26 protein-coding genes, 1 tRNA gene and 3 pseudogenes are annotated in these 24399 nt (G+C 39.4%); 2 read left to right on the top strand and 28 right to left on the bottom strand.

Going from position 1 to position 24399, the window contains the following annotated elements:
• Position 1: 1 nt before the first annotated feature.
• From mutM to HMPREF2634_RS00235, 13 genes and pseudogenes are all read right to left on the bottom strand, one after another.
• Complete coding sequence (gene mutM, locus HMPREF2634_RS00165; RefSeq protein WP_070836086.1) at positions 2-826, bottom strand: DNA-formamidopyrimidine glycosylase; 825 nt, start codon at positions 824-826, stop codon at positions 2-4.
• A 7-nt stretch (positions 827-833) separates the two neighbouring features.
• The gene (locus HMPREF2634_RS00170) at positions 834-1277 is read right to left on the bottom strand and encodes a GNAT family N-acetyltransferase (protein WP_021001627.1); all 444 of its coding nucleotides are present in this window, start codon (positions 1275-1277) and stop codon (positions 834-836) included.
• An 8-nt stretch (positions 1278-1285) separates the two neighbouring features.
• Positions 1286-1810, bottom strand: a complete 525-nt coding sequence (locus HMPREF2634_RS00175) for a DinB family protein (RefSeq protein ID WP_003032811.1) — start codon at positions 1808-1810, stop codon at positions 1286-1288.
• 53 nt (positions 1811-1863) lie between these two features.
• Positions 1864-2334, bottom strand: a complete 471-nt coding sequence (locus tag HMPREF2634_RS00180) for an NUDIX hydrolase (RefSeq protein ID WP_003024764.1) — start codon at positions 2332-2334, stop codon at positions 1864-1866.
• 2 nt (positions 2335-2336) lie between these two features.
• Positions 2337-3111, bottom strand: a pseudogene (locus HMPREF2634_RS09825) (alpha/beta fold hydrolase).
• A 12-nt stretch (positions 3112-3123) separates the two neighbouring features.
• Positions 3124-4023, bottom strand: coding sequence for a GTPase Era (era, locus tag HMPREF2634_RS00195; RefSeq protein WP_021001626.1), 900 nt, complete (start codon positions 4021-4023; stop codon positions 3124-3126).
• Between the two features lie 67 nt (positions 4024-4090).
• Positions 4091-4495: a diacylglycerol kinase family protein gene (locus HMPREF2634_RS00200; RefSeq protein ID WP_003024772.1), complete on the bottom strand. Its 405-nt coding sequence runs from the start codon at positions 4493-4495 to the stop codon at positions 4091-4093.
• The gene (gene ybeY / locus HMPREF2634_RS00205; RefSeq protein ID WP_003024775.1) at positions 4476-4973 is read right to left on the bottom strand and encodes an rRNA maturation RNase YbeY; all 498 of its coding nucleotides are present in this window, start codon (positions 4971-4973) and stop codon (positions 4476-4478) included. The genes HMPREF2634_RS00200 and ybeY overlap by 20 nt, the downstream gene beginning before the upstream one ends.
• 117 nt (positions 4974-5090) lie before the next feature.
• Positions 5091-6827: an ABC transporter ATP-binding protein gene (locus HMPREF2634_RS00210; RefSeq protein WP_021001625.1), complete on the bottom strand. Its 1737-nt coding sequence runs from the start codon at positions 6825-6827 to the stop codon at positions 5091-5093.
• Positions 6824-8554 carry an ABC transporter ATP-binding protein gene (locus HMPREF2634_RS00215; RefSeq protein ID WP_021001624.1) on the bottom strand — a complete coding sequence of 577 codons (1731 nt, stop codon included), beginning with the start codon at positions 8552-8554 and terminating at the stop codon, positions 6824-6826. Before HMPREF2634_RS00215 ends, HMPREF2634_RS00210 begins: the two co-directional genes overlap by 4 nt.
• A gap of 286 nt (positions 8555-8840) precedes the next feature.
• Positions 8841-9612: pseudogene (locus HMPREF2634_RS00220) on the bottom strand (FAD-binding protein); the annotation flags it as partial.
• 170 nt (positions 9613-9782) lie between these two features.
• A tRNA-Thr gene (locus HMPREF2634_RS00230) sits at positions 9783-9855 on the bottom strand.
• 144 nt (positions 9856-9999) lie between these two features.
• Positions 10000-10569 (bottom strand): GNAT family N-acetyltransferase, encoded by a 570-nt coding sequence (locus HMPREF2634_RS00235; protein WP_070836088.1) that lies wholly within the window; start codon positions 10567-10569, stop codon positions 10000-10002.
• A gap of 130 nt (positions 10570-10699) precedes the next feature.
• On the opposite strand from HMPREF2634_RS00235, the gene ald reads away from it, so the two are divergent.
• The gene (ald, locus tag HMPREF2634_RS00240; RefSeq protein ID WP_021001622.1) at positions 10700-11812 is read left to right on the top strand and encodes an alanine dehydrogenase; all 1113 of its coding nucleotides are present in this window, start codon (positions 10700-10702) and stop codon (positions 11810-11812) included.
• A gap of 216 nt (positions 11813-12028) precedes the next feature.
• Here ald and HMPREF2634_RS00245 read toward each other — a convergent pair whose 3' ends face one another.
• The 11 genes from HMPREF2634_RS00245 to HMPREF2634_RS00295 all read right to left on the bottom strand — a co-directional run bounded on the left by HMPREF2634_RS00245 (position 12029) and on the right by HMPREF2634_RS00295 (position 20125).
• A complete protein-coding gene (locus HMPREF2634_RS00245; RefSeq protein WP_003024793.1) occupies positions 12029-12349 on the bottom strand; it encodes a TfoX/Sxy family protein in 321 nt (106 codons plus the stop codon).
• A 2-nt stretch (positions 12350-12351) separates the two neighbouring features.
• Positions 12352-12852, bottom strand: a complete 501-nt coding sequence (locus tag HMPREF2634_RS00250) for a GNAT family N-acetyltransferase (RefSeq protein ID WP_021001621.1) — start codon at positions 12850-12852, stop codon at positions 12352-12354.
• Positions 12853-12979: 127 nt separating this feature from the next.
• Positions 12980-14044 carry a PhoH family protein gene (locus tag HMPREF2634_RS00255; RefSeq protein WP_021001620.1) on the bottom strand — a complete coding sequence of 355 codons (1065 nt, stop codon included), beginning with the start codon at positions 14042-14044 and terminating at the stop codon, positions 12980-12982.
• A 75-nt stretch (positions 14045-14119) separates the two neighbouring features.
• A complete protein-coding gene (locus tag HMPREF2634_RS00260) occupies positions 14120-14335 on the bottom strand; it encodes a YozE family protein (RefSeq protein WP_021001619.1) in 216 nt (71 codons plus the stop codon).
• The gene (locus HMPREF2634_RS00265; protein WP_070836090.1) at positions 14332-15861 is read right to left on the bottom strand and encodes a glycosyltransferase family protein; all 1530 of its coding nucleotides are present in this window, start codon (positions 15859-15861) and stop codon (positions 14332-14334) included. The genes HMPREF2634_RS00260 and HMPREF2634_RS00265 overlap by 4 nt, the downstream gene beginning before the upstream one ends.
• A gap of 77 nt (positions 15862-15938) precedes the next feature.
• The gene (locus HMPREF2634_RS00270) at positions 15939-16394 is read right to left on the bottom strand and encodes an ASCH domain-containing protein (RefSeq protein WP_003024806.1); all 456 of its coding nucleotides are present in this window, start codon (positions 16392-16394) and stop codon (positions 15939-15941) included.
• A 5-nt stretch (positions 16395-16399) separates the two neighbouring features.
• On the bottom strand, positions 16400-17029 hold the full coding sequence (gene pyrE, locus HMPREF2634_RS00275; protein WP_003024810.1) for an orotate phosphoribosyltransferase: 630 nt from the start codon (positions 17027-17029) through the stop codon (positions 16400-16402).
• A gap of 10 nt (positions 17030-17039) precedes the next feature.
• Positions 17040-17366 carry an inorganic diphosphatase gene (locus HMPREF2634_RS00280; protein ID WP_003024813.1) on the bottom strand — a complete coding sequence of 109 codons (327 nt, stop codon included), beginning with the start codon at positions 17364-17366 and terminating at the stop codon, positions 17040-17042.
• The gene (gene pyrF / locus HMPREF2634_RS00285) at positions 17359-18054 is read right to left on the bottom strand and encodes an orotidine-5'-phosphate decarboxylase (RefSeq protein ID WP_021001617.1); all 696 of its coding nucleotides are present in this window, start codon (positions 18052-18054) and stop codon (positions 17359-17361) included. The genes HMPREF2634_RS00280 and pyrF overlap by 8 nt, the downstream gene beginning before the upstream one ends.
• A 313-nt stretch (positions 18055-18367) precedes the next feature.
• Positions 18368-19309, bottom strand: a complete 942-nt coding sequence (locus HMPREF2634_RS00290) for a dihydroorotate dehydrogenase (protein WP_021001614.1) — start codon at positions 19307-19309, stop codon at positions 18368-18370.
• Positions 19310-19318: 9 nt separating this feature from the next.
• Positions 19319-20125, bottom strand: a complete 807-nt coding sequence (locus tag HMPREF2634_RS00295; protein WP_070836092.1) for a dihydroorotate dehydrogenase electron transfer subunit — start codon at positions 20123-20125, stop codon at positions 19319-19321.
• A gap of 194 nt (positions 20126-20319) precedes the next feature.
• Here HMPREF2634_RS00295 and HMPREF2634_RS00300 point away from each other — a divergent pair, with 194 nt between their 5' ends.
• The gene (locus tag HMPREF2634_RS00300) at positions 20320-21228 is read left to right on the top strand and encodes a LysR family transcriptional regulator (RefSeq protein WP_021001612.1); all 909 of its coding nucleotides are present in this window, start codon (positions 20320-20322) and stop codon (positions 21226-21228) included.
• Positions 21229-21502: 274 nt separating this feature from the next.
• Here HMPREF2634_RS00300 and HMPREF2634_RS00305 read toward each other — a convergent pair.
• From HMPREF2634_RS00305 to HMPREF2634_RS00320, 4 genes and pseudogenes are all read right to left on the bottom strand, one after another.
• Positions 21503-21964: pseudogene (locus tag HMPREF2634_RS00305) on the bottom strand (NAD(P)H-binding protein).
• Positions 21965-22117: 153 nt separating this feature from the next.
• Entirely contained in the window at positions 22118-22558 is a 441-nt protein-coding gene (locus tag HMPREF2634_RS00310) for a cupin domain-containing protein (protein ID WP_021001611.1), read from the bottom strand.
• Between the two features lie 24 nt (positions 22559-22582).
• Positions 22583-23326: a carboxymuconolactone decarboxylase family protein gene (locus HMPREF2634_RS00315; RefSeq protein WP_003024831.1), complete on the bottom strand. Its 744-nt coding sequence runs from the start codon at positions 23324-23326 to the stop codon at positions 22583-22585.
• A gap of 94 nt (positions 23327-23420) precedes the next feature.
• Positions 23421-24311, bottom strand: coding sequence for a LysR family transcriptional regulator (locus HMPREF2634_RS00320; RefSeq protein WP_049506927.1), 891 nt, complete (start codon positions 24309-24311; stop codon positions 23421-23423).
• Between the last annotated feature and the right edge of the window lie 88 nt (positions 24312-24399).

Below are 24399 nucleotides of genomic sequence, written 5' to 3' on the forward strand. Positions count from 1 at the left end.
CCTACCTCATTTTTTGACAATGTGGACAAAGGTGAGTTCCACGACCAGCTAGTTTGATTTTTTCAATTTCGTGACCGCATCTAGTACAAGGTTGGCCTGTTTTTCCATAGACTTGTAGGAAATCCTGCATGGTTCCGTCTTCTCCCAAAGCATTGCGGTAGGTGCGAATGGTTGAACCGCCTTTTTCAATACCTAGCTGCAAGACTGCAATAATCTGCTTGCGTAATTTCTCTGCTTCTCCAGCAGTCAAACTTTGAGCTGCTCTTGCCGGATGAATCTGCGCCCGCCATAATACTTCATCTACATAGATATTGCCAAGACCAGCTACTAAAGTTTGATCCAACAGGTAAGGTTTAATCAATTTCTTAGATTTTTTCAGAGCAGCTTTAAATGGTGGTAAATGAAAATCTGATTCAGTCGGTTCTGGTCCTAGTCTTCGCTTAGTAAAATAGGATTCTAATTGCTCTTTTCTCAACAACTCCATCGTGCCAAATTTCCGAACATCCTGATAAACGAGGCTGCTGCCATCTGTAAAATGAAAAATTACATGAGAATGCTTCGTCAACTGGACCTCTTCAGGATAGAAAAGATACTTTCCTTCCATTCGCAAATGCGAAATCAGCACCCAATTCGTCAAATAAAAAATCAGATACTTGCCCCGACGCCCAACAGCATTAATGCTTTGCCCTGGTAATTCTAAGACAAAAGGATCTGCCCCCGTTCCAATCATCTTGGCATAACGGACATCTACCTTTTCAATCTCTTTTCCTTTACCCAGCCGCTCTAAACCACGGCGTACCGTTTCTACTTCTGGTAATTCGGGCATAAAATCTTTATCCTTTCTTATCCAAATGTAACATATAATGAACAGTTCGACTTATTTCTTCAAATCCCGCACTCTTGTGAAAAGCTTGACTGACTGCATTGTCCATATCACAATCTGAAGCTAGCTGGTACACTCCTTTTTCTTTCGCCCACGACTGTGCAAACTCTAGAAGTTGATGAGCGATGCCATTTCTTTGAAAAGCAGGTGCTACCGCTATGCCTTCAATATATGCGATAGGAAGTTGCTCTGCTCCTTCCACATACTCCGAACGCATAGATAAGCTGATCCAAGCAACGGCTTCTCCTTCTATGTAGTACAAAAATTCATTAGGAAATTTGCCTTCAGAAAATGCTGCTAGTAATTTCTTTTTCTCTGTCTTCCAAGCTAAATGAGCAAAGTAAGCCCAGTCAGCTAGATGAGATTTTTCGACCGCTCGAATTTCCCCTACCATTACCTTTTTCAATCTTCTCTTCCTAGCAGGCGGCGAGCATAGATTGCCTGACCTGAATGCATAGCAGCATCGTCAATGATCGATACTAAGCGATTCCCACGCTTAACAGCTGGAGTCCAATTCTCATCAATAACATCGTCCAGACTGGCTTCATTCACCTCTGATAAATAAGCAATTGTTGCCGCAACCGCATCAGACAGATAGTCTTTGAGCAACTCAATATCTGTCACCACAACTCTATGCGCTTCTTGAGGAGTATGGTGCCAATCTTCCGTATCATCTGGCAAATCCAAGGCAAACTTTTTCTTCCAACCTTTAGAGAACCAGACTGGCTCGGTCTTAGCTAAATCAGCAATCTGAAAATCCAGCTCCCGCGCCGTATGCCAAGTCAACCAAGTCACAGACTTAATGGACGGAACTGTATCCGCAACCGGAAAAGCATTCGCTTCTTCCACAGATAAATTAGTCAGCACCGACAAAAAACGCTCCTCGGCTCGTTCCACATTTTCCACTAAAAGATTTACAAATTCCATTGCCCTATCTCCTTAAAAAATAAATTAATCACGGATTATATGTCAATCTCAACTCAATGTCCCATCGCAAAGTTGTCATCAAAATACTCAGCTAACATCAGGCGATGCTTACTACTCACAGATTCTAAATTCTCAATTTCTTCCTTAGAAAAGAAACGCAGGCGTAGAGTTTCCTCATTGTGAAAATCTGCAATATTCACTGGTGAAACCGCCGCCAGCTCATAGATGAAGACAACCGTCTGCACCGCATCACCATTCGGATAAACTTCCTCGAAATTACTATAAACATTGAGAAAACGAGTAGCTTCTACTTCAATGCCAGTTTCTTCAAAAAATTCACGCTTAGCAGTATCAAGAGTGGATTCGCCAAGCTCCATTGCACCGCCTGGAATAGCCCATGTTTTCTTATCCCCGCGTAGTTGCAACAGCACGCATCCCTTGTCATCTGCTAAAATACCACCAGCAAAGGTCAGGATAACCTTGTCATGCCCAACTTTTGAGCGAATGTAGGAAATGTAGTCCATATTTAGAAACCTTTCAATTTATATGGAAATGCTCCGTCTTAAAAAAGTAGCGGAGTAATTGTATATGCGTGTCAATATCACTAAACAACCAAGTATGCCCTTTATTTGGATAATAGGCACAATTACTCAGTCTGTTTTTTCTTACCAATTCTTTATGAGATTCATGAATTGACTTCGATTCTTTACCGCCCGAAACAAAGAAAACAGGATTGTCGAAATTTGCAGTAATCCTCAGCAGATTTGCCTGTAACATTGCTCGGCGAAAAGACTTAGCAGAAGCCCTTTGCAAATCCATTATGAACTAACGATAGCTCTCTTCAGGTACACCATCTTTCTGCATCATTTTTGCCATAAGGTTGCCCATTAGCTTAGTGTTTTTTAATAACGACATGATGTAGACAACGGCAATGACTTTACCATGCCCATTAATCGGTTCATGATTAGCAACGTCAACAATCGCTCTATCAAATAAATCAGCATGTTTTTCCAACAATTTAAGAACGAGACCGCCTCCCAACGATAGTCCAACAAGGTGCGGCTTGCCGTGAGCCCTGTTTTTGATAATATCAGCAATCATTCTGTAACATCATTAAAATTTGTCCACCCAATGTCGCGGCTAGAAGCATGTCCAGGCAAATCAACAGCTATACATTGAAAATCATTTTTTAACTCAGCGATATGATGTGCCCACATCTGACTGCTAGAACCAGAAGCATGCAAAAAGACAATACTCTTATCATTTTGCTGTCCTTTTTCTGCGACAAATAACGACCTCATCTTCCTCAGCCTCTAATACTCCTTTTTGTTATATCCAAAATCTGCCAAGTCTAGCTTTTTGTCCCGCCAGTTTTTCTTGACTTTAACCCAAGTTTCAAGAAAAACTTTATCACCTAGCATGAGTTCAATGTCGCGGCGTGCCAAAGAGCCGATTTTCTTAAGCATAGAGCCGCCTTTGCCGATGATAATGCCCTTTTGACTGTCTCTTTCCACCATAATGGTAGCGCGGATATGCACTTTGTCAGTCTCCTCATCCCGCTTCATACTGTCAATGACCACCGCCACCGAATGCGGAATTTCTTCACGTGTCAGCAATAAAACCTTTTCCCGAATCATCTCAGAAACCAAAAAACGCTCAGGGTGATCGGTAATCTGGTCAGCTGGGAAATATTGGAAACCTTCCTCTAAGTTTTCACTTAAAATATCAACTAGATGCGAAACATTATTGCCTTGAAGAGCAGAAATTGGCACAACTTCCTTAAAGTCCATCTGCTTGCGGTAATCATCAATCTGACTCAGCAGCTGATCCGGGTGTACTTTATCAATTTTATTGATGACCAGAACAACAGGAACTTTAGCCACTTTTAAACGCTCCATAATCATATCATCACCCTTACCGCGGTTTTCATCGGCAGAAACCATAAAAAGAACTGTATCCACTTCACGCAACGTGCTGTAAGCGGATTCCACCATAAAGTCGCCCAAGGCAGTCTTTGGCTTATGAATCCCTGGCGTATCAATAAAGACAATCTGCTCCTGATCTGTCGTGTAAATTCCCATAATCTTGTTACGAGTCGTCTGAGCCTTATCACTCATGATAGCAATCTTTTGCCCCATAACATGATTTAAAAAAGTAGACTTTCCAACATTTGGACGTCCTAAAATAGCAACAAATCCTGATTTAAAGGTCATTTTTCACCTCGTTTATTCCTTATTAGTCTAATATAAGAAAATCGGAAAGGATTCTCCGATTTTCATGTTAAAAAAGTAAATTCCAAATTTTCGGAACGAAAATAATCACTCCTGTTATAACCGCAAAACCGGAAACAACCAAAACAGCTCCTGCTGCCATATCCTTGGCGTTTTTAGCTCGCATGGAGAAGTGATAATCACTAGCTAAGTCTACCACATTTTCAATAGCAGAGTTCATAATCTCAAAAGAAATGACTAGAAAAATACTCAAAAAGAGAAAGAGCCACTCTATCGCAGATACCCGAAAAAGCAATCCTGCAAGCACGACCGCAACTGCTGAAACGGCATGATTACGCATATTACGTTCTTCTTTGATTGCCGTAAAAATCCCTGTCAGAGCAAATTCTAAACTCGAAATGACATCCCGATTCTTCCATTTGCGCTTGTTTTTTTTATTGTCTTGTAAGTCCATAAGCAGTCAAAATTTCTTCCTGTAAACCAAACATTTCCGCCTCTTCTTCTGGCGTATAGTGATCGTATCCATTGATATGCAAAAAACCATGCACTGCAAGAAACCCCATCTCTCGCTCAAAACTGTGACCATATTCTTCTGCTTGTTCACGCGCCTTATCTATGGAAATAAAGAGCTCTCCGATATAGGCATCAAAATCCTCTAACATTTCCGCCAGCTCAGGATTTTCTAGTAAATCCTCCTCGTCAATGGCAATGTCCAGCTCAGGCTTGTACTCCAAGCTGATAACATCTGTCGGACGATCTGTATTTCGATATTCCAAATTCAGCTCATGGCTGCGCTCGTTGGTAACAAATGTCACTGCCATTTCTTTTTCTTCTTTGCCAATCTTTTTAGCAGCAAATTCCAGTATATCATGTGTTTGCTTGATGATTTCTTCTGAAACTTGCCCTGTCTCGTCGACCATTTCTATATACATATTACACCCACTTTATTAGTATCACTTCATTATACCATATTTCAGATAGGGATGCCTGATTTATAAATCATTTACTATTTCGTTCTGCTCTTTATTTCATATTTTTTCTTTCAAAACTTATACTTGTTGCTGGAGGCGGCTCATTTGCGCATAGATGCCATTTTGTTTTACCAATGTATCATGTTGCCCTCTCTCCACAATCTTTCCTTCAGAAATAACCAAAATTTGGTCTGCATCTTGAATGGTGGATAAACGGTGTGCAATGATAAAAGTCGTTCTCCCCTCCTTGACCACAGCCATTGCTTTTTGAATCATTTCTTCGGTTTCTGTATCAATATGGGAAGTTGCTTCGTCCAATATTAAAATTTTGGGATTAGCGTAGAGAGTTCGTGCAAATGAAATCAGTTGCCGTTCACCGCTCGAAAATGCTGTCCCTTTATCCTTTACAGGTTCATCAATTCCTTTTTTACAACGAGCCAGCAAGTCCCTTGCACCAACCTTTTCTAAAGCTTCTAGAACTTTTTCACGATTGATGCCTGAATGGCTCATCGCTACATTGCTTGCTAGTGTTCCTGTGAATAGATAAGGATCTTGCAAAACAATCCCCATGTGACTACGAAGACTTTCACGAGAATATTGTTGAATATCTTGTTGATCAATATATATTTTCCCTTTTTGGGGATCGTAGAAACGATAAAGTAGGTTCATGATAGAAGATTTTCCAGAGCCGGTATGTCCCACCAAAGCAATCGTCTCTCCTTGCTTTGCCTTAAAGCTAATATCGTGCAGGATAGTTTTTTCTTTCTCATATGCAAAGCTCACATGTTCAAACACAACCTCACCTTTATTGACTATTAACTGCGTTTTCTCATCCGCTTCCTGAGGTTGATCTAGCAATTCTAAAACTCGTTTTCCTGTTTCCAATGATCGTTGTACATTCGGGAAAAGTCGAACCAGAAAACCCATCATCTCAAATAAATCAATAATATAATTGAGATAGACAAACAGTACACCTGCGGTAATAACGCTATGACCGCCTAAAAATTGCTGACCAACTATTGTCAAAATAACAGCAAGCACTGCATTTTTCAAAAATTCCGTTAACGGCCAAGACGAAAGAGCGCTTACCCATACAATTTGTTTATCAGCTTGGCTCATTTTTCGGGCAGTTACATCAAATTCTGAAAGAACAGTTTTTTCCTGATGATATAGCTGTATCAGACTAGCTCCATGCATCAATTCATTCACTTGATTATTGATGTCACTCCGTGAATCATAAAAGTCTTTCATCGGCTTGTCCGTTAGTTTTTTATAAAATACTTGTATCCCATAAAAAGCAGGAAGCAACAGCAACAGCATAGAGGCAGCAAGCGGATTAAGATAAAACAACAAAACGTAGGTAAAAACAATCCGAAGGACTTGAATCAAAACACTAACCAAACTGGAATAAAATTGTCTGCGTAAGGTTTCCGTATCATTTACAATTCTGGTTGCAATCTTCCCTGCCGGCTTATCATCAAAATAAGAAATCGGCAAATTTTGCATGACTTGATAAGCTTCATTTCTCAGATGTTCGGCGACTTTGTTGCCACAATGCGCTAAAAGTCGGTCGCCTAAGTAAGTCAAGGCACTCCCCAAAACTACAGCAATTAGGTATAATCCAGCTAATTGCAAAAGCTGAACCTGACGATCTTTTCCACTTCCAATCTGTGTAAGCGGTCCGTCTATCATATTTCTCAAACAGAGAGGAGACAGTTGGCTAGTCACCGTTGCTAAGACAGCAATTCCAACCGCAAGAAAAAATGCAATTCGAACAACTTTTAGTTCTTTTAATAAACGACTAATGATACTCATTCGCTCCCTCCTTTCTGATGTTGCTGCCGCTGATATTGTTCGGCGTACCAACCTCCTTTATTAAGCAACTGGTTCGGAGTCCCTTCTTCTATAATTTGTCCGCCTTCTAAGACAAGAACCCAGTCTGCCTTCTGGATAGCTGACAAACGGTGCGTCACAATGATTGTTGTCTGATTCGCTCGTAACTTCTGGATATTTTGGATAATTCGGCGTTCTGTCTGAGCGTCAACTGCCGACAAAGAATCATCCAAAATAAGGACTTCTGGCTGTCTAATAAAAGCGCGTGCCAAAGAAATTCTTTGTTTTTGACCGCCAGATATTGACACTCCCCTCTCACCAATAAGAGTTTCCAGTCCGTCTGGCATTCGTTTTAAATCTTCTGAAAATGCCGCTGTTTCAATAGCCCGCTCAATATCACTTAATGTCGCATTCCTCTTGCCAAAGACAATATTGTCTTTGACGGATTTTGAAAATAAAATATGTTCCTGTGGGACATAGCCAATCATCGCTTCAATCGACTGACGTGAATAGTGACCGACAAATTTTCCATTTATCTGAAATTCACCTCGTCCAACAGGATATTGCTGAAGAAGCTGACGAACTAAGGTTGTTTTACCAGATCCTGTTTTTCCAACAATACCATACGTCTTTCCTGCTTCAATTTGCCAAGCTATGTTACGCAAGCTAGGTCTTTTTGTTTGTGGATAAGTGAAATGATAATTATGAAAACGAATAGAGATAAGATGTTGCAACTCCTCTTTGCCACTCATTTTCATATCATCTGTCGTTTCAATCAATTCTGTGACCTTTTTAAAAGACGTCTTCCCCGTTTGATAGACCAAGATAAAATCCGACAACATCCAAAAAGGTTCAATTAGGCTAATCATATACAATTGAAGAGCAATCACTTGCCCAATTGTCAACTGTCCCGTTTTTATAAAAGCAGCCCCAATAAGAAGCACAATAATCGTTGATAAAGCGATAAAGACCGAGGAGAGCGGTGCGTAAAGATATTGAATACCGGCAATTTGATCACCAACCTTAGATAAAGCTTTCGTGCGCAATTGGAACTGTTCTTTCTGAGTTGTTTTCTTGCTATAAGCACGCGCAACTCGGACTCCCTCTATCGTTTCCAATACCTCATCATTCAAAGATGCCACTGCTTCACGATTATTTTCAACTAATTTATCTTGTTTTTTCCCAAGAACATAAATCCATATCATCAATATCATAAGCGGAAGCATAGCCAGTAAGCTAATTTCCCATGAGATAAAAAACATGGTCGGAACGACAAAGGCAATCATGCCTCCTGCGTATAAGAGAATGACAATCCCATAGCCAGCCATCTCCATCATTCCCTCAACATCTGTTGAAAAACGCGTTAGAATATCGCCAGAACGAAATTTTTCGTAGAAAGGCGTTCTCATAGCTACCAATTTCTCAAAAGCTCTTCTTTGCATGAGAAACTTATAGTCAATAGACGACTGAAATATTTTTAAATGCCAATAGTAAGCCGACAGATAGTTGCAAATTGTCACCAGAACTAACAAACCAACATCTTTAATTAAATTCTGCTGTGTCAAAGTATGATGCGACAGATGATCTACCAAACGCTGAATCACCTGTGTTGGAATCAACATGGTAAAATCATACAATAGTAAAACCAGAGCAATGGATAAATATAACCATTTATGCTCTTTTATATATCCAAATAAACTTTTAATCATCCTAATCCTTCCCGAAACGCACAAAAAAGCCCAAGACAGAATAAACCTGTCCTGAGCTTACTTGTTTTTATTTATTTTTTCATCAAAAATAAACTACAATGGTTTGCTAGAAAGGAGTTCTGTCATACGATATACCTGAGTGTTATTTTGTTTTACATTGTTCATATTACCGTTCTCCTTTCTGTTCTTATTAGTTAATACTTTAACATTAAAAGAAATGCTTGTCAAGAATATTTGCAAAAGAACCCTCCCAAAACTGAATGAATTTTCTGCCTTAAAATCAAGTTTAACAATTCTCTGCAATAGCTGTTTCGGCTGCGATACGTCCAAAAGTGAAAATATCAGTAAGAGAATTGCCAACTAAACGGTTTCCGGCATGCAATCCGCCAGCTACTTTCAAGCTGCATAGAGACCTTGGATAACTTGTCCTTGTTTATTGATAACATGTGTTTCCGTATCAATCTTAAGCCCACCCATAGTGTGGTGAACGGCTGGTTTTCGAAGAGTGGCATAATACGGTGCTTTTTCAACCTTGAGATCGAAAGCTTCCTTTTCAAATTCAGGATCATAGCCCGCATCAACATAAATATTATAAGCTGTGATCGTCTTGATAAAGACCTGTAGCTCCATTTGTCGCTGTTAAGCCAACTCTTCCAAACTATCTGATCGGTAAATCATTCCATGTGCTACCTGCGCATCAATCTTTTCTTGACTGGTATTATAAGCCGTTTCTTTGATATTTTCGTCTGCAATCAGATAGAAAAGACCGCCATTGTCAATCGCTGCTTGGTCCAATTTATCTCGACTACCGTACTCATCTACAAAACGTTTTCCTTAAGTATTGACCATGATGAAGTTAGCCGGAGGCGCCTGTAATCGGGTCAGATACCAGCATTATTTGCCGGCATTATTTGATAGAAGTCCAAACCGACTAGGTCTGTGCCAACGCTTTGACCTAAGAGAATACCATCACCTATAATAGCTGATGAATTTGATGTCTTAATATCGTCACCAATGTGCATCCAGTATTGATTGTATTGCTGCAACATCATAGGATTAAGATACAAATTAAAAGCGTTGATATGATTAGCTTTAAAATACTCTTTCAACAAAGAAATCATTGATGTTTCTTAATTATTCTATTAGAATGTGAAAACAATAACAATATTGATTTCTGCTTTTATAATGCAAAAAAGCCCATTAAAATTGGGCTTTTTCCTGTTCTTCATGCTAATTGCCGGGATCGAACCGGCGACCTCATCCTTACCATGGATGCGCTCTGCCAACTGAGCTAAATCAGCAGTACCTATCTACTATATCACGTAGACAGATTCTTGTCAATAGATTTGAAAAATGTTTTCATCATAAGAGAAAGAACTTTGTGTTAGAACGTCCCAAAAAGAACCTAATCACCATTAAAATTTCCTATAAATATCACGTTCACATCAATATTTTTTAAAATAATCTTCCTTTGTCAAACGATAATAAGCTCTCTGAGAAATTCGACCTTCTTTATGTAAATCCAAGGCAGCATACGGATCTATGTGAGAAAAGTTCATACCAGCTTTTTCCATAACCCGTCCTGAAGCTGGATTTTCCACATCATGGAGAGCCACCAACATATTCATATTCAAACTTTCAAAAGCCAGCTGGATTATTTCTTTCAAAGCTTCCGTTGCCAAGCCCTGATTCCAGTAATTCTTATGAATCACATAGCCGATAGCCGCCTTTTTGAGGACCGGATCTAGCTTGTGTAGGTCAATGCTGCCAATCAGTTTTCCATTTTCTTTTAACTCAATTCCCCAATTTCCGAGCGGTCGACTAATAAATAAACGAGCAATAATATTTTTAGTTTCTTCCAAATCTTTATTAGGTAAAAAAGTGTAGCGAATATTTTCTTCATCAGAGGAATATTCAAACATGTCCTCCGCATCATCCAATGTCACGGGTCTCAAAAGTAAGCGCTTTGTTTCTACAACTCGGTTTTCAGCTAGCTTTAGATAAATACTTTCCATTTTACACGAACCTCCTATGTTGCCTCATAGCATAACATAAATATTCACTGAAATCAATGTTTCTAATTTTGCCTTGATTTTTAAAACGTTTTCATATACAATAAAAACATCTCAAAAAAGGAGTAAATCTATGTTAATCGGTATTCCAAAAGAAATTAAAAACAATGAGAATCGTGTTGCTTTAACACCAGCTGGCGTTCACAGTCTCGTCCAAAAAGGTCATCAGGTTTTGGTTGAAACCAAAGCTGGTCTTGGTTCTGGATTTACAGACGCTGACTACAAAGCACAGGGAGCGACAATTGTCACAACTGCAGCCGAAGCTTGGACAGCTAATCTAGTTGTCAAAGTCAAAGAGCCCTTAGCTGCTGAATACGGCTTCTTACGTGATGACCTCTTGCTTTTCACGTATCTACACATGGCTGCTGCACCTGAATTAGCCAATGCGATGATTGTGGGCAAAACAACAGGGATTGCTTACGAAACCGTTCGTGACCAAGAAGGAAAACTCCCTCTGCTCGTTCCTATGAGTGAGGTCGCAGGGAGAATGGCTGTGCAGATTGGAGCTCACTTTTTAACCAAACAAGAAGGCGGTTCTGGCGTGCTACTAGGCGGGGTTCCTGGTGTTCCTAAAGGAAAAGTCACTATCATCGGAGGTGGAGTTGTTGGGACACACGCAGCTCGCATCGCTTTAGGACTGGGAGCGCAGGTCACTATTCTTGATATCAGCGCTAAACGCCTATCTGAACTCGAAAACCTTTTTGGCCACCAAATCCAGAGCCTTATGTCTAATTCTTTCAATATTGCTGAAAGCGTCAAAGATGCTGATGTAGTGATTGGAGCCGTGCTAATCCCTGGTGCCAAAGCACCTAAACTCGTTACGGATGATATGGTCAGCCAAATGCGTCCAGGTTCTGTCATCGTTGACGTAGCAGTTGACCAAGGTGGGGTCGTTGAGACTGCTGACCGTGTAACTACTCATGATGAGCCTGTTTATGAAAAACACGGAGTGCTTCACTATGCCGTTGCCAACATCCCAGGTGCTGTTGCCCGTACATCAACTCTTGCCCTGACAAATGTAACACTTCCTTACATTGAAGCTTTGGCTGACAAAGGTTTTGAACAAGCTATAGCAGATGATTTGGGGCTACAACAAGGAGTGACTACTTATAAAGGATATATTACTAACCGACCAGTTGCAGAAGGGCTCAATCGCGACTACACTGATATCGCTGATTTAGTATAAGTTTTGAAAATAAAAGGATATGCCAACTTGCTTCGCAGGTCCTATACACCACCTTTTAAGCAGTTTTTTTGAACAATCACCTACTACACTGCTCATTTATTATAAAAATAATTTGAGTCTGAGACGCTATTGTCCCAGACTCTTTTTTACTTATCATTTTAAGTCGTATAACTATAAGAAAAGAGCTTTCAAATCCACCTCTTTGCTTCATTCCATTTATTTTTTCTTTTTAGGTTTAGGTAGCGGCAATTGATCATACATGGCTAAAATTAAATCTTCTAGAAACACCTGATTTTCAAGGTCTTCCACTAAAATCATTTCTTTGGCACCTTCGTATGGAAACTCAAAAGAAGGTTGGTCAATCTTATCTAAGACTGCTTGCACGGGTTTAACTAAAAAGCGATTATCATAAATGCCGCCAATAATCTTGCCACGGAAGTAAAGAATATACTCTCCCATCATGGAACGGTAAGTCACATCATCTAATTCTGATAATTGCTCCAAAACAAATTCCAAATAGTTCTTACTTGATGCCATTTCTAATCTCCTAAGCTCTGTTCAACGATAACAACCGTATAGAGTTCTTGCTTAACCTTGCATCCAATTGGTTTAAAGCCCTGCTTTTCCCAAAAATGCCGAGATTGAGGATTTCCCTTAACATAAGCCAAACGTGCTTTTCGAAAGTTCTTAGTAAAATAAGCTAGTGCTTCTGTCACAATCTGACTGCCAATCCCTTTCCTCTGATAGGCTTGATCAACCATAAACAAACCAATAAAAACAGTCTCCTCATCAGGATATGCATAGACAAAATCCATAACAGCCACAAGGTCAGAGCCATTCCAAAATCCAACATAAAACTTATCAGCCTTAGCTTTACCTTCAGGTAGACGAAGTATGTCCTCTTTTACACTTGCCAAATTTGGCTTTGGTGGACAATACTGAAAATATAGAGGATTGCTTTCATATAAAGATAAAATACTTGGGATATCCTTTTCAGTTAGTATTCTACAACTGTAATACTTAGATAGTTGGTCAATCATTTTTTAATTCTTACTTTCTGTGTCCTGTGATTATGACATAGGAAGATGCATTGATAGTCATCAGTCACGTAGCAGATTCTTTTGCAAGCGTACTTCCTCAAAATCAGTCGTGTGCAACTTGTCCAGATTAGTCAAGAGCTTTTCCTTCATCATCTTCTGACTCCTTGGCTGGCTCGCCGACGATTTTGGAATTGGTCAAACTTGAATTTTCTTCTTTAGAAAAATGATGATGCACCACTTCAGTAGAATGTTCATAGGCTTGGATAATCTCTGCAACCACAGGATGACGCACAACGTCCTTGGCTGACAGGTAAACAAAATCAATTTGCTTGATATTTTTCAATTTCTCTGTTGCATCAATGAGACCTGATTTACTATTCTTCGGCAAATCAATCTGGCTAATATCCCCATTGACAATCATCTTTGAATTAAAACCAAGTCGTGTCAAAAACATCTTCATCTGCATAATAGTCGTATTTTGCGCTTCATCTAAGATGACAAAAGCGTCATCTAATGTTCGTCCACGCATGTAAGCCAAGGGGGCTATCTCTATGATTTCTCGCTCCATAAGGCGCGTTGTTTGATCCTTGCCTAAAATCTGATACAATGCATCGTAAACTGGTCGTAGATAAGGGTCTACTTTTTCTTTTAGATCCCCTGGTAAAAATCCTAGACTCTCACCAGCTTCAACCGCCGGACGAGTCAATATAATCCGTTTGACCTGCCCTCGCTTCAGCGCTGTCACAGCCAAAGTTACGGCAAGAAAAGTCTTACCTGTTCCTGCTGGTCCAATCCCAAAGACAACATCATGATTCTTAATGCTATCGACATACACTTTCTGCCCTAGGGTCTTGACACGAATGGGCTTGCCATAAGAATCTTTGATAATTTCTTCCTCATACAGAGCCACAAACTTATCAATTTCATTATTTTTGACCATGGTAATAGCCGTCACTACATCTGGTGTCCCAATCGTCATCCCGCGATTCACCAAAACTAGCAGAGCTTGAAGCACCTGGCGAGTCTCCTCACAAGCTGCTTCGCTACCGATAATCTGGACAATCTCCGTCCTTGCATGAATGGTTACCTGCAACTCCTGTTCCATTAAACGCAAGTGACGTTCATTGGAACCAAAAAGATGAAAAGCATCATCCGGATGCTGTAAGGTAATTTCTACTGAATGTTCTTGCAAATAAAGAACCTCTTTCTTCACATTATTTACTTTATTATAGCAAAGTAACTCGGAAAATTCTATCTTTTTCCCGAACTAATGTGCTTGATATTCTTCCCAGATCGCATCAAAATCACTAAGATTAAAGGAAAAATCAGCATGTTCTTCTAAATAGCGGCTAACCTCATCAAAATTATCTGTGTGCTTAGGAAAAGCCGGTTCATGAAAAACTAAATCGGCGAGTATTGCCTTAGGTGCTTTGCTTTTGGGATTACGCTCCGTCATCAACCAAGTGTAAAACGATTTTCTCATTTTATTTTTTCTCCTTTCTTACTTTTTAACCAATCCGGTAAATATTTAGTCAATCCTAATGCAGATAATATGATGATTTGCGGTAAAAATTGTATTAAATACCGCGTCTTTCCACCTTCAAAAATGAGCAAAAACAACAAACCACCAAAGACTGCAAGACTGATACAATTCAATTTATCATTTGCACGATATTTCCACAAGGCAAAAACAAGCCCCAGACTCATCACAATCCAAACAACTTGCTTCACAATCTCATAATACCGATACTCACTCTTATCCACACTCAAAAAATAAGTTCTGATAAACTGTGCCACAAGATTCTTTTTTGTATAAGGATAAAGAGGGGAGATATAAGGCGTTTTTTCACATTCCACATCTCGATATAACCAACCTAGAGTTCCTTCTGAAACAGTTAATGAATGCTTATAGTAAAGATGATTGAGAAATCCAAAAAACGAATACTCTTTTAAACGTCGTTTGATTTCTTTTTTTACATTTTCTTGCTTAAACATTCCATTATTATATTGTTCTCTCTGATCCACATCAATGTATTGAAGCAAGCCCTCTTTCATGTCTTCTTGATCGTGTCCAATAAAAGTCAACCCTAAGTCAATAAAGAGCAGAGGACTTTTAGACAATCCTTTCTCTTGTATCAATGTCACTTCTGTTTGTGTCGCTTTCAGATAGTTTCCGCCGATAGAAGTTACGCCAAACGATAGGAGAAAGGTGAAAAAGATTAGGATAAATTTCTTCCATTCCTTTTTGAACAACAGCACCATAAAACCTGCCATAATAATAATCAACACAGTTGGTCGTATCAGCACTGCAAGCCCACTTATCAAACCTAATCCGATTGTCTTTATGAAGAGTACCCTCTTATCCTGCCATCGAAGCCCAAATAAATCAAAAAGTAAGAATATCTGTAAAGCAATGAGCGGAAGAGGCCATATATCCGTGTACATCGAATAAAAATAAGGTGAAAAGCCAACTAGCAAGACATACAAACTAAATGTCATATCAGCAGCAGGCTTGCTCACACATTTTTTCATTCCCTTGTACAAAATGAGTGCCGTTATATCAGCATAAAATATATTTAATCCCTGTAAAATCCATAAAGCTGAGCTTCCAAAGATATTATAAAAAAAGCGCTCATACAAAAAGAGAAACAAGTTATTAGGATTGCGTGTCAAATAACTGGAAATAGAAGATTCCTTTAAGTATTTGAAAGCACCGTTAAAAACAACTGCTGCATCTCGCCGAATCAACAACTGAGCAGATAAAAGCATGGCTAGCTGAAATACAATCACCGCTATCATAATAGCAACTTTGTGCTTCATCAGGTAGTGGTAGCATTTTTTAACATTTTCTAGATAACGATAAGCTAGAAACGCTAGTATCGCCACTCCAATCAAAGCCAGACTAGAAATTGTCCCTAGATGACTAATCGCAGTAAAAAACCAATGCAAGCCAATCAGTAACATAATTTTTTGCAAAGCCGAAAAGAAAAAGGAATACATTTTTAGCATAGGAATATTATAACAAAATCTACAGTGTTTCGCTATTTTAAAAAACAACAATCGTCAGATTGCTGCTTAACGTCTAATTACTTGCTACGTCCGTTTTCTTCATTGTCTAAAAGATAATCTTCTAAAACAGTAAAAATTTCTGTAACAACCAAACCAGACTCTGAAAATTCTAATCCTTCTTCTGGCAAGGTTTTACGCCAATAATCACCAAAAATAGTCTGCCAATCTCTTAAACTACGATTGCCTTCCCCTTCTAAAAAAGCTTCTTCTGCTGTCACTTGATGAAAGGGACGAACAAGAACTTTTTTTGTCACCATAACCAAGGCTCGACTAGGATTCTCCATTCTATCTAGCATGATGGAGACTTCTCCAACTTTAGGTAACGATACCTTGTCTTTTTCATACTCTTCAAACCAAGAACTTGTCGCTTGCTTAATTCCTCTCAATGTCAAATCATATAAGTCTGGAAATTCATCTGGATGTGCCCAAACTTCTGCCTGAGGATACTTCCTACTTAGTTCTATTAGATTCATCTTTCTTATCCCTGCCAATTTTCTTGATCATGCTTAAATTTCTCAAGTAGAGCCAAACCTTCTGCTGAAACATAGCCTTCTTGTTCTGCCAGATTGATCAATTCAGTGTAGTTAGATAAGGTTACTAATTTCACACCTGCATCTGAAAAATTCTTTTCTGCTCTAGGTAATTCATAAGTGAAAATAGCCACTACTCCAATGACATCTGCACCTTCCCGCTTCGCTGCTACAACAGCATCCAAAACAGAACCACCAGTTGAAATCAAATCCTCAACCACGACCATTTTTTGACCTGATTTTACCCGACCTTCAATCTGATTTCCAGCCCCATGATCTTTTGGTTTGCTACGAATATAGGCAAAGGGCAGATTCATCTTGTCTGCAATAATAGCACCATGAGGAATACCCGCTGTCGCTGTTCCAGCAATCACTTCTACTTCTGGAAATTCAGCCTTGATTTTCTCTACAAAGCCATTTTCAATCAACGTCCGCGTTTCTGGATAGGCTAAGGTCACACGATTGTCTGTATAAATTGGAGACTTGATACCGCTCGCCCAAGTGAAAGGCTCTTCCGGTTTCAAGTAAACAGCCTCAATTTTCAGTAAGTCACGGGCAATATCTTTTGCTAAAGTCATGATTTCTCCTTTACAATAATTCAATAGTGGAAGCAAAATATTGTTCCAAAAAATATGTCTTTTCTTTAATATCTTCTATGGTAATATTCTCATTTGTAGAGGTCAGTACCCACTTATCCTCCACATCATTTTGTCGGTGAATAACAGCAATCAATTCTCCTTCAAAAGATTCCAAAGGTTCTCGTATTTTTTCCGAAATGATATAAACATCTTGTTCTTCGCCGTCTCCAGCAAATAAATCCGGAATATAACCATAGTTGATAGGATAACAATTGCCAAAGTTGTCTTTGTAACCTATTGGTCTATCAATGATTGCTCGATAGATTTTTCTAACCATTCACCCATTCCGCCTTTATAGCTCGGTAAGCAGCTACTGGATCAGTTGCTCGTGTGATTGGACGCCCAACCACAATGTAATCACTACCAATTTGATGAGCTTCTTGCGGCGTCATAACCCGTTTTTGATCTCCGATTTCAGAACCAGCTGGTCGAATACCTGGAGTGACGCACAGAAAATCTTCTGATGTTGCGGATTTAATCAGCTTAACCTCCTGAGCCGAACAAACAACTCCGTCCAGTCCAGCTTCCTTAGCTTTGCAGGCATAGTTGACTACAGATTCTGAAACAGTTGTTTGGATATTTTGGCAATCCCTCATATCTTCCTCACTGGTAGAAGTTAGCTGGGTCACTGCTACGAGCTTTGCCTGATCACCTAAAACCTTCTTGGCTTCTCGCATCATTTCCACGCCACCTGCCGCATGAACCGTCACCATATCAATCCCAAAGGTTCTCAAAACTGACATGGCAGAGCGTACTGTATTTGGAATGTCGTGCAATTTCAAATCTAGGAAAATGCTGTGTCCCAAACCTTTCAGATAATGCACAATTTCCGGACCAATGGCATAGAAAAATTCCATACCGATTTTGACATATAACTTTTCGTCTTCTGGAAAATGCTCTAAAAACTCCTTGACATCATCAAATGACGGAAAATCAAGGGCAATAATAGGACGTTCTTCACGCATGGATTCTTCTCCTTTTTATAGGCTTTTCGCCATTTTTAACCTTTTGACAGAATCTCTAGCTCTGCCACCTTTCAATACTGACTATACTACATCAAACGGTGAAGTTGCTTAGTAGCACTAGCTAATCATCAATAGCTCTAAATTTGCCTTATTACGAGCTATAGAAAAACCTTGCCCGAGGCAAGGTTACACGAAAATTGGCAGAAACTGCCATTTTAACCGTATCTTCCTTAGTAGCCTCTCTGGACTTCTTTAAAGGTTTTATTTCAATTATTTTATAATTTACTTTATCTCTTGTCAAGTAAAACATCAATTAAGCAAGAAAATTTTCTCTAACTTCTGCTCGCAGACTTTCCAAACTTTCAATGCCATACTTATCCATAACTTTAGGTAGGTTCTCAATGATATTAGGACAAGCATAAGGGTCAGTGAAATTTGCCGTGCCAACACCAATAGCTGATGCTCCCGCAATAAACATTTCAATGGCTGCTTCTGCTGAATCTACTCCACCCATACCAATGATTGGCAAACTGCTGGATTGGGCTACCTGACGAATTAACTTCAAGGCGACTGGAAAAACAGCTGGTCCTGACATCCCACCCGTTCCATTTGCAATAATGGGTTTTCTGCTTTTTAAATCAAATCGCATACCAACCAAGGTGTTAATCATAGTAAATCCTGTTGCTCCTGCAGCTTCAACTGCCATAGCTATCTGCGTAATATCTGCTACACTAGGTGTCAATTTCACATAGACCGGCACTTCCGATACATCTACTGCTGCCTTCGCAGCCTCGTATGCCAAATCCGGCACTTGCCCAATCAATAATCCTCCATTGCCATGATCCACATTAGGGCAAGAAATATTGAGTTCGATTGCTTTAACGTTTGGTGCTTGAGAAATTTTTCCCGCAACAAAAGCATATTCTTCATTAGAAAATCCAGCAACATTAGCAATAATCGGCAGATTAGGATAATGTTGAGCCAACCAAGGAAGCTTTTCTGCTAACACCACATCTACACCAGGATTTTGCAAACCAATAGCATTGAGCATACCAGCTGGTGTTTCCGCCACGCGCGGTGTCGGATTGCCAAAACGAGGATTCTGCGTGCTTGCTTTAATCATGATTGAGCCAAGCACATCTAGGTCATAATATTTGGCATATTCCTGACCAAAACCAAAACAGCCCGAAGCTGGAATAATTGGATTTTTTAATTCCAAACCCGGAAGAGAAACTGCTAAACGATTTTTCGACATGTTCACCTCCTACACCAAAACTGTACCAGTCTCAAAAACTGGACCATCTTCACAGACACGCTTATTGACTGATTGATCCTCACCAGCCACATGAAGTACGCAAGCATAGCAAGCCCCCATTCCACAAGCCATTCGTGACTCCATAGAAATGTAAGCTCGCGGATGACTACGAAATGTTTCATCAACATATTTGAGCATACCAGGGGCACCGCAAGCATAAACCGCTGTAAAACTTTCTGGCAACTCATTCACAACAGAGGAAACATAGCCTTTGCGACCATAAGAACCGTCATCTGTTGTTACGATGATACGACCGTATTTTTTCATCTCTTCTTCCAAAATAACGGCGGCTTTTGTTGCAAATCCAAGAACCGAAGTGACCTTGACCCCTTTACTATGTAATTCTTTTGTTACTTGTAGTAAAGGCGGAACACCAATACCGCCTCCTATGATTAAGGCTGTATCTTCAATGTCCAAACCAGATAAATCAAACCCATTTCCTTGAGGACCCATGACATCCAACTGAAAATCCTTCTGCAATTTAGAAAAAATTTCTGTGCCTGCCCCTTCTATCCTGTAAATAATCCGACAAATTTTTCTCTCTTTATCAATCTCTGAAATTGAAATAGGTCGCCGTAGAAGCTTTGTATCATCTGGGACTCGAATATGTAGAAACTGCCCAGCCTTCATCTGGCTAACCATTTCCCCTTGTAAATCCATAGCAAAAATTCGCGGAGCAATTTCCTCTTGATGCACAATGTTCATCTTCTCCAACATGATTTTTCCAAATCTTTTCTTACACGAACTACTTACCATTTCTACCTCATTTCTTTACCAAAAAAGACCTCGCATACACACGCAAGGTCTCACGAAAATAGAGAGCAGACTTGTTCCCACTCTTCCTTCACCTGAAACCTTGGAAGCCTCGCTGGACTTTCTTAAAGGTTAAATTTAACATATTTTACAACTTAACAAGTGTTTTGTCAATGCTAATGTGATAAAATAGGCTTATGAGAATTCAGCAATTACATTATATTATCAAAATCGTCGAAACGGGCAGTATGAACGAAGCTGCCAAACAATTATTCATCACCCAGCCAAGTCTGTCTAATGCTGTGCGTGATTTGGAAAATGAAATGGGTATTGAGATTTTCATCCGCAATCCCAAGGGCATTACCTTGACTAAGGACGGCATGGAATTTCTTTCCTATGCTCGTCAGGTAGTAGAGCAAACCCAGCTGCTGGAAGAACGTTATAAAAATCCCGTTGCTAACCGAGAACTTTTCAGCGTTTCCTCACAACACTACGCCTTTGTGGTCAATGCTTTCGTATCTCTGCTCAAAAAGAGTGACATGGAAAAGTACGAGCTCTTCCTGCGGGAAACCCGAACTTGGGAAATCATTGATGACGTCAAAAATTTCCGTAGTGAAATTGGTGTTCTATTTCTCAACAGCTACAACCGCGATGTCCTCTCCAAAATGCTAGATGACAATCACTTGATTGCCACTCATCTCTTTACCGCACAGCCCCATATCTTTGTCAGCAAGAGCAATCCTCTAGCAAAGAAAAAACTGGTGCAATTAGCTGATCTAGAAGATTTTCCTTATCTGAGCTATGACCAAGGCACCCACAATTCCTTTTACTTTTCAGAAGAAATCCTATCCCAAGAACACCATAAAAAATCGATCGTCGTCAGTGACCGAGCAACCCTTTTCAATCTTTTGATTGGTCTTGACGGCTACACTATCGCAACTGGTATTCTCAACAGCAATCTCAACGGTGACAATATTGTTTCCATTCCGCTAGATATTGATGACTCTATTGAGCTGGTTTATATCAAACACGAAAAAGCTAGTTTGTCTAAAATGGGGGATAAATTCATTGAGTACCTGTTAGAAGAAGTTCAATTTGATAAGTAAATCATAACCATCTGTTCCACTCTTATATGTGATAAACAATGAAATTTTTATGCTATATTTTCTCCTGTCGCTTTACAATAGGCTTGAATCCTTTTATTGTACTGCGGTGGGAGTTTTTTCTAGCATTCTCATTTTTTTATGTGTAGTGAGAAACTGTTATCCTATCATTTAAAATGAAATAAAATCACGCAATTAAAAACAGCACAAACTTTCTTACCATAGGTTTGTGCTGTTTTCTTTAATACATAGCTCTGTCGCCGTCTGTTCCTGACTTTTAAATATCTAGACTTGCGTAGTTATGTAAAGACGGTTCTTTTATGGTACGAACAATCAAATCTGCAATACTTGCTCTTGAAATGATTGTTCCCTTATAAGGCTCTCCTTTTTCTGTTAATTCATAGTCAATGTCAGGGTTGTTTGTTATATAAGCAGCGCGTAAAATCGTATAATTAACAGTAGAATCTTAAATAATTTTCGCTGCGCGACGAGTATCATCCATAATGTCTGAACCGATACTTTCTTCCACCCAACGACCAAACTCTCTTGGCACTTCATGATACAAACTAAGTCCTGTTACATAAATTAAGCGAAGAACTTGATTCTCTTCCATTGCTTTAACAATATTTGCCGCCATAGGCTCAAACTGTCCATCAAGATTGGCGTAAACAATATCTTGACCTTTCATAGCTTTTGTCAAGGCTGCAAAATCATTGACATCCCCTTCAAGAACATCCACTCGCTCACTTTCAAGTGACTATAAACGAGCACTTTTTCGCAAATAAAGCGTCAAATGTACATCTGTTTCCTGTAATAATCTTGGAATCACCAAACGAGCAATTTGCCCATTGGCTCCTAAAATAAGAACTTTTATCATGCTAATAGTAACTTTCTAATCTTTTAATTGATTATATTCCTCGTCTGAGACGGCTTCACACCATTCATTTGATAAATCTTCCCCAGGAACACCAAGCGCTATATGGCTGAACCAAGAATCTTTCTTAGCGCCATGCCAATGTTTTACATTAGCTGGAATAACGACCACAGAGCCTTCAGATAAACTAACGGCTTCTTTTCCTTCTTCTTGGTACCAACCTTCACCAGCCGTACAAATCAAAATTTGTCCACCACCCTTGCTAGCATGGTGAATATGCCAATTATTTCGACAGCCAGGCTCAAAAGTAACATTATGAAGGGCGATTACACCATCTTTTGTTGCACCGAGGGCATTTAGATACGATTGACCGATAAAGTATTGAGCATAAGCATCATTTGATGCACCAAGTCCGAAATGATTTGCCTTATCAAAGGCTTCTTTTGTTTGATATTTCATTTTTCTACTTCCTTTGTGATAAATTTACTGTTGTGCATTTGCAACTTCGTTGATACAGCTAAGTGCATTGATAGTACGCGGATAACCAATATAAGGGATACAGGCAGAGATGACTGCAATTAACAACGTTTTATCATTTCCCAAGCAAAGATTGGCTGCAATATGTCCCTTCAACTGCGGTTCACAGCCCCCTTGAGAATAAAGATAACAGAATGTCAATAATTCACGCTCAGCATAATCAAGGCTAGAGCGAGTATAGTAATCACCGAAACAATTATCGACTAACCATTTGTTGATATGGCGTACATCCGGCTCTCCCTTTGTCGCAAAACCTTTCATTTGGTCGCCAAAAATTGCAATCTGAGCTTCTTCACCAGCTTCTAAACGAGTTTGATTTTTCGGATTTTTTTGGCTAGCCAAAGGAAGTGACATTCCTTGATTGGTAAAAATCGTATTCGTTGGTGCGAAAAAGGCATAAACCCGACTAAGACCTAGATAAGCAACCGCTTGATACAGCAATTCTTTGACTTCCACGGCTTTCACCCCATTGTCCAAAGCAACGGGAAGAATCTCTTTATAGGCTTCAAGCCCTTGACTGCCAACTAAAACAGCTAAAGTGGCTAAGTAATATCTTCTTTCATCTAATGAGAAGGGGAGGTCTTTCGGCACTTCCTGAAAAGCGAATTGCTTAAAAAGTGCAACAAATTCTGGATCCGTTTCAGATAAGCCTAGCAAATCCGGAAAAGAGACTTTATTATCAATATCCATGATATTTCCTCACTTTCTTCTTTACATTTCTTATTGTACGGCTTTGCTTTTGACAAATCAATTTGAATTACAAGAAAAATCAGATAAGAAAAACTTATCTGAAATAACGTTTAGCAATTTCTAAAAAATCTTCTGTGTAAGGATGAGCATGCTCCAAATGATAAAAAAGAAAATAGTCTCGCTCTATCGGTTGCTGATTCTGCAAAAGAGGAAATTCGCAATATTCGCAATAAAGGTTTGAAGTTGCCTTAGTAGTCATTTTTTCAAAAGGAAAATAAGCAGTAGAAACCATGAGTTGCAATGCTGCTTCTTCTGGAGAATAAGCAAAATTAAATTCCGACTGAAAACCAAGATTGTCACGATAATAATCAGATTCTATCTTTTCCTGTCCTTTCACAGCTAATAACAAAGCTGGATAGACCTGCAAGTCTTTCATCTGAACAGATTTTGATTGGGATAAAGGATGAGTATGTCCAACTCTGATATAAAGCGGGAAAGAAGTTAAGCAAATATTCGCATAATTGCCAGAAAATGCTTTTCGCTGGTCGCTAATGGTCATATCCAACTTTTGCTGGCGCAGTGCCGTGCCAATCTCTTCATGACTTCCTACCATGATCTCCAACTGAACACTTGGAAAACGCTCTTTGAATTCAGCTAAAATCTGGGGCAGTACGCTTTCTGTCATTCCCCACAATAGACCTATCCGCATGGAAACTGGCTGTGTTCCTGTCAAAACTTGTGTATCAGCTACCAAGCCATTATAATCTTCTAGCAACCGTTGACTTTTTTGATAAAAAAATTTCCCAGCTCTCGTTAAATGAAATCCGCGATTTTTTCGTTCAAAAAGGGTCACACCAAGCTCCTCTTCCAGCGACTTCATCTGTTGGGACATGGCTGATTGCGAAATAAAATTTTCTTCTGCTGCTTCTGTAAAACTCCCTGTACGAACAATATCCTGAAAATACGACAGCTGTTTAAAATTCATCCTATTTTCTCCTATACTTGCCTGATTTCATTATATCATGAAATGTAAAAAGCCTGTCATTCAAATGAACAGACTTTCATTAAAACTT

The sequence above is a fragment of the Streptococcus sp. HMSC034B03 genome, from assembly GCF_001838575.1.
Lineage (GTDB): Bacteria > Bacillota > Bacilli > Lactobacillales > Streptococcaceae > Streptococcus > Streptococcus anginosus.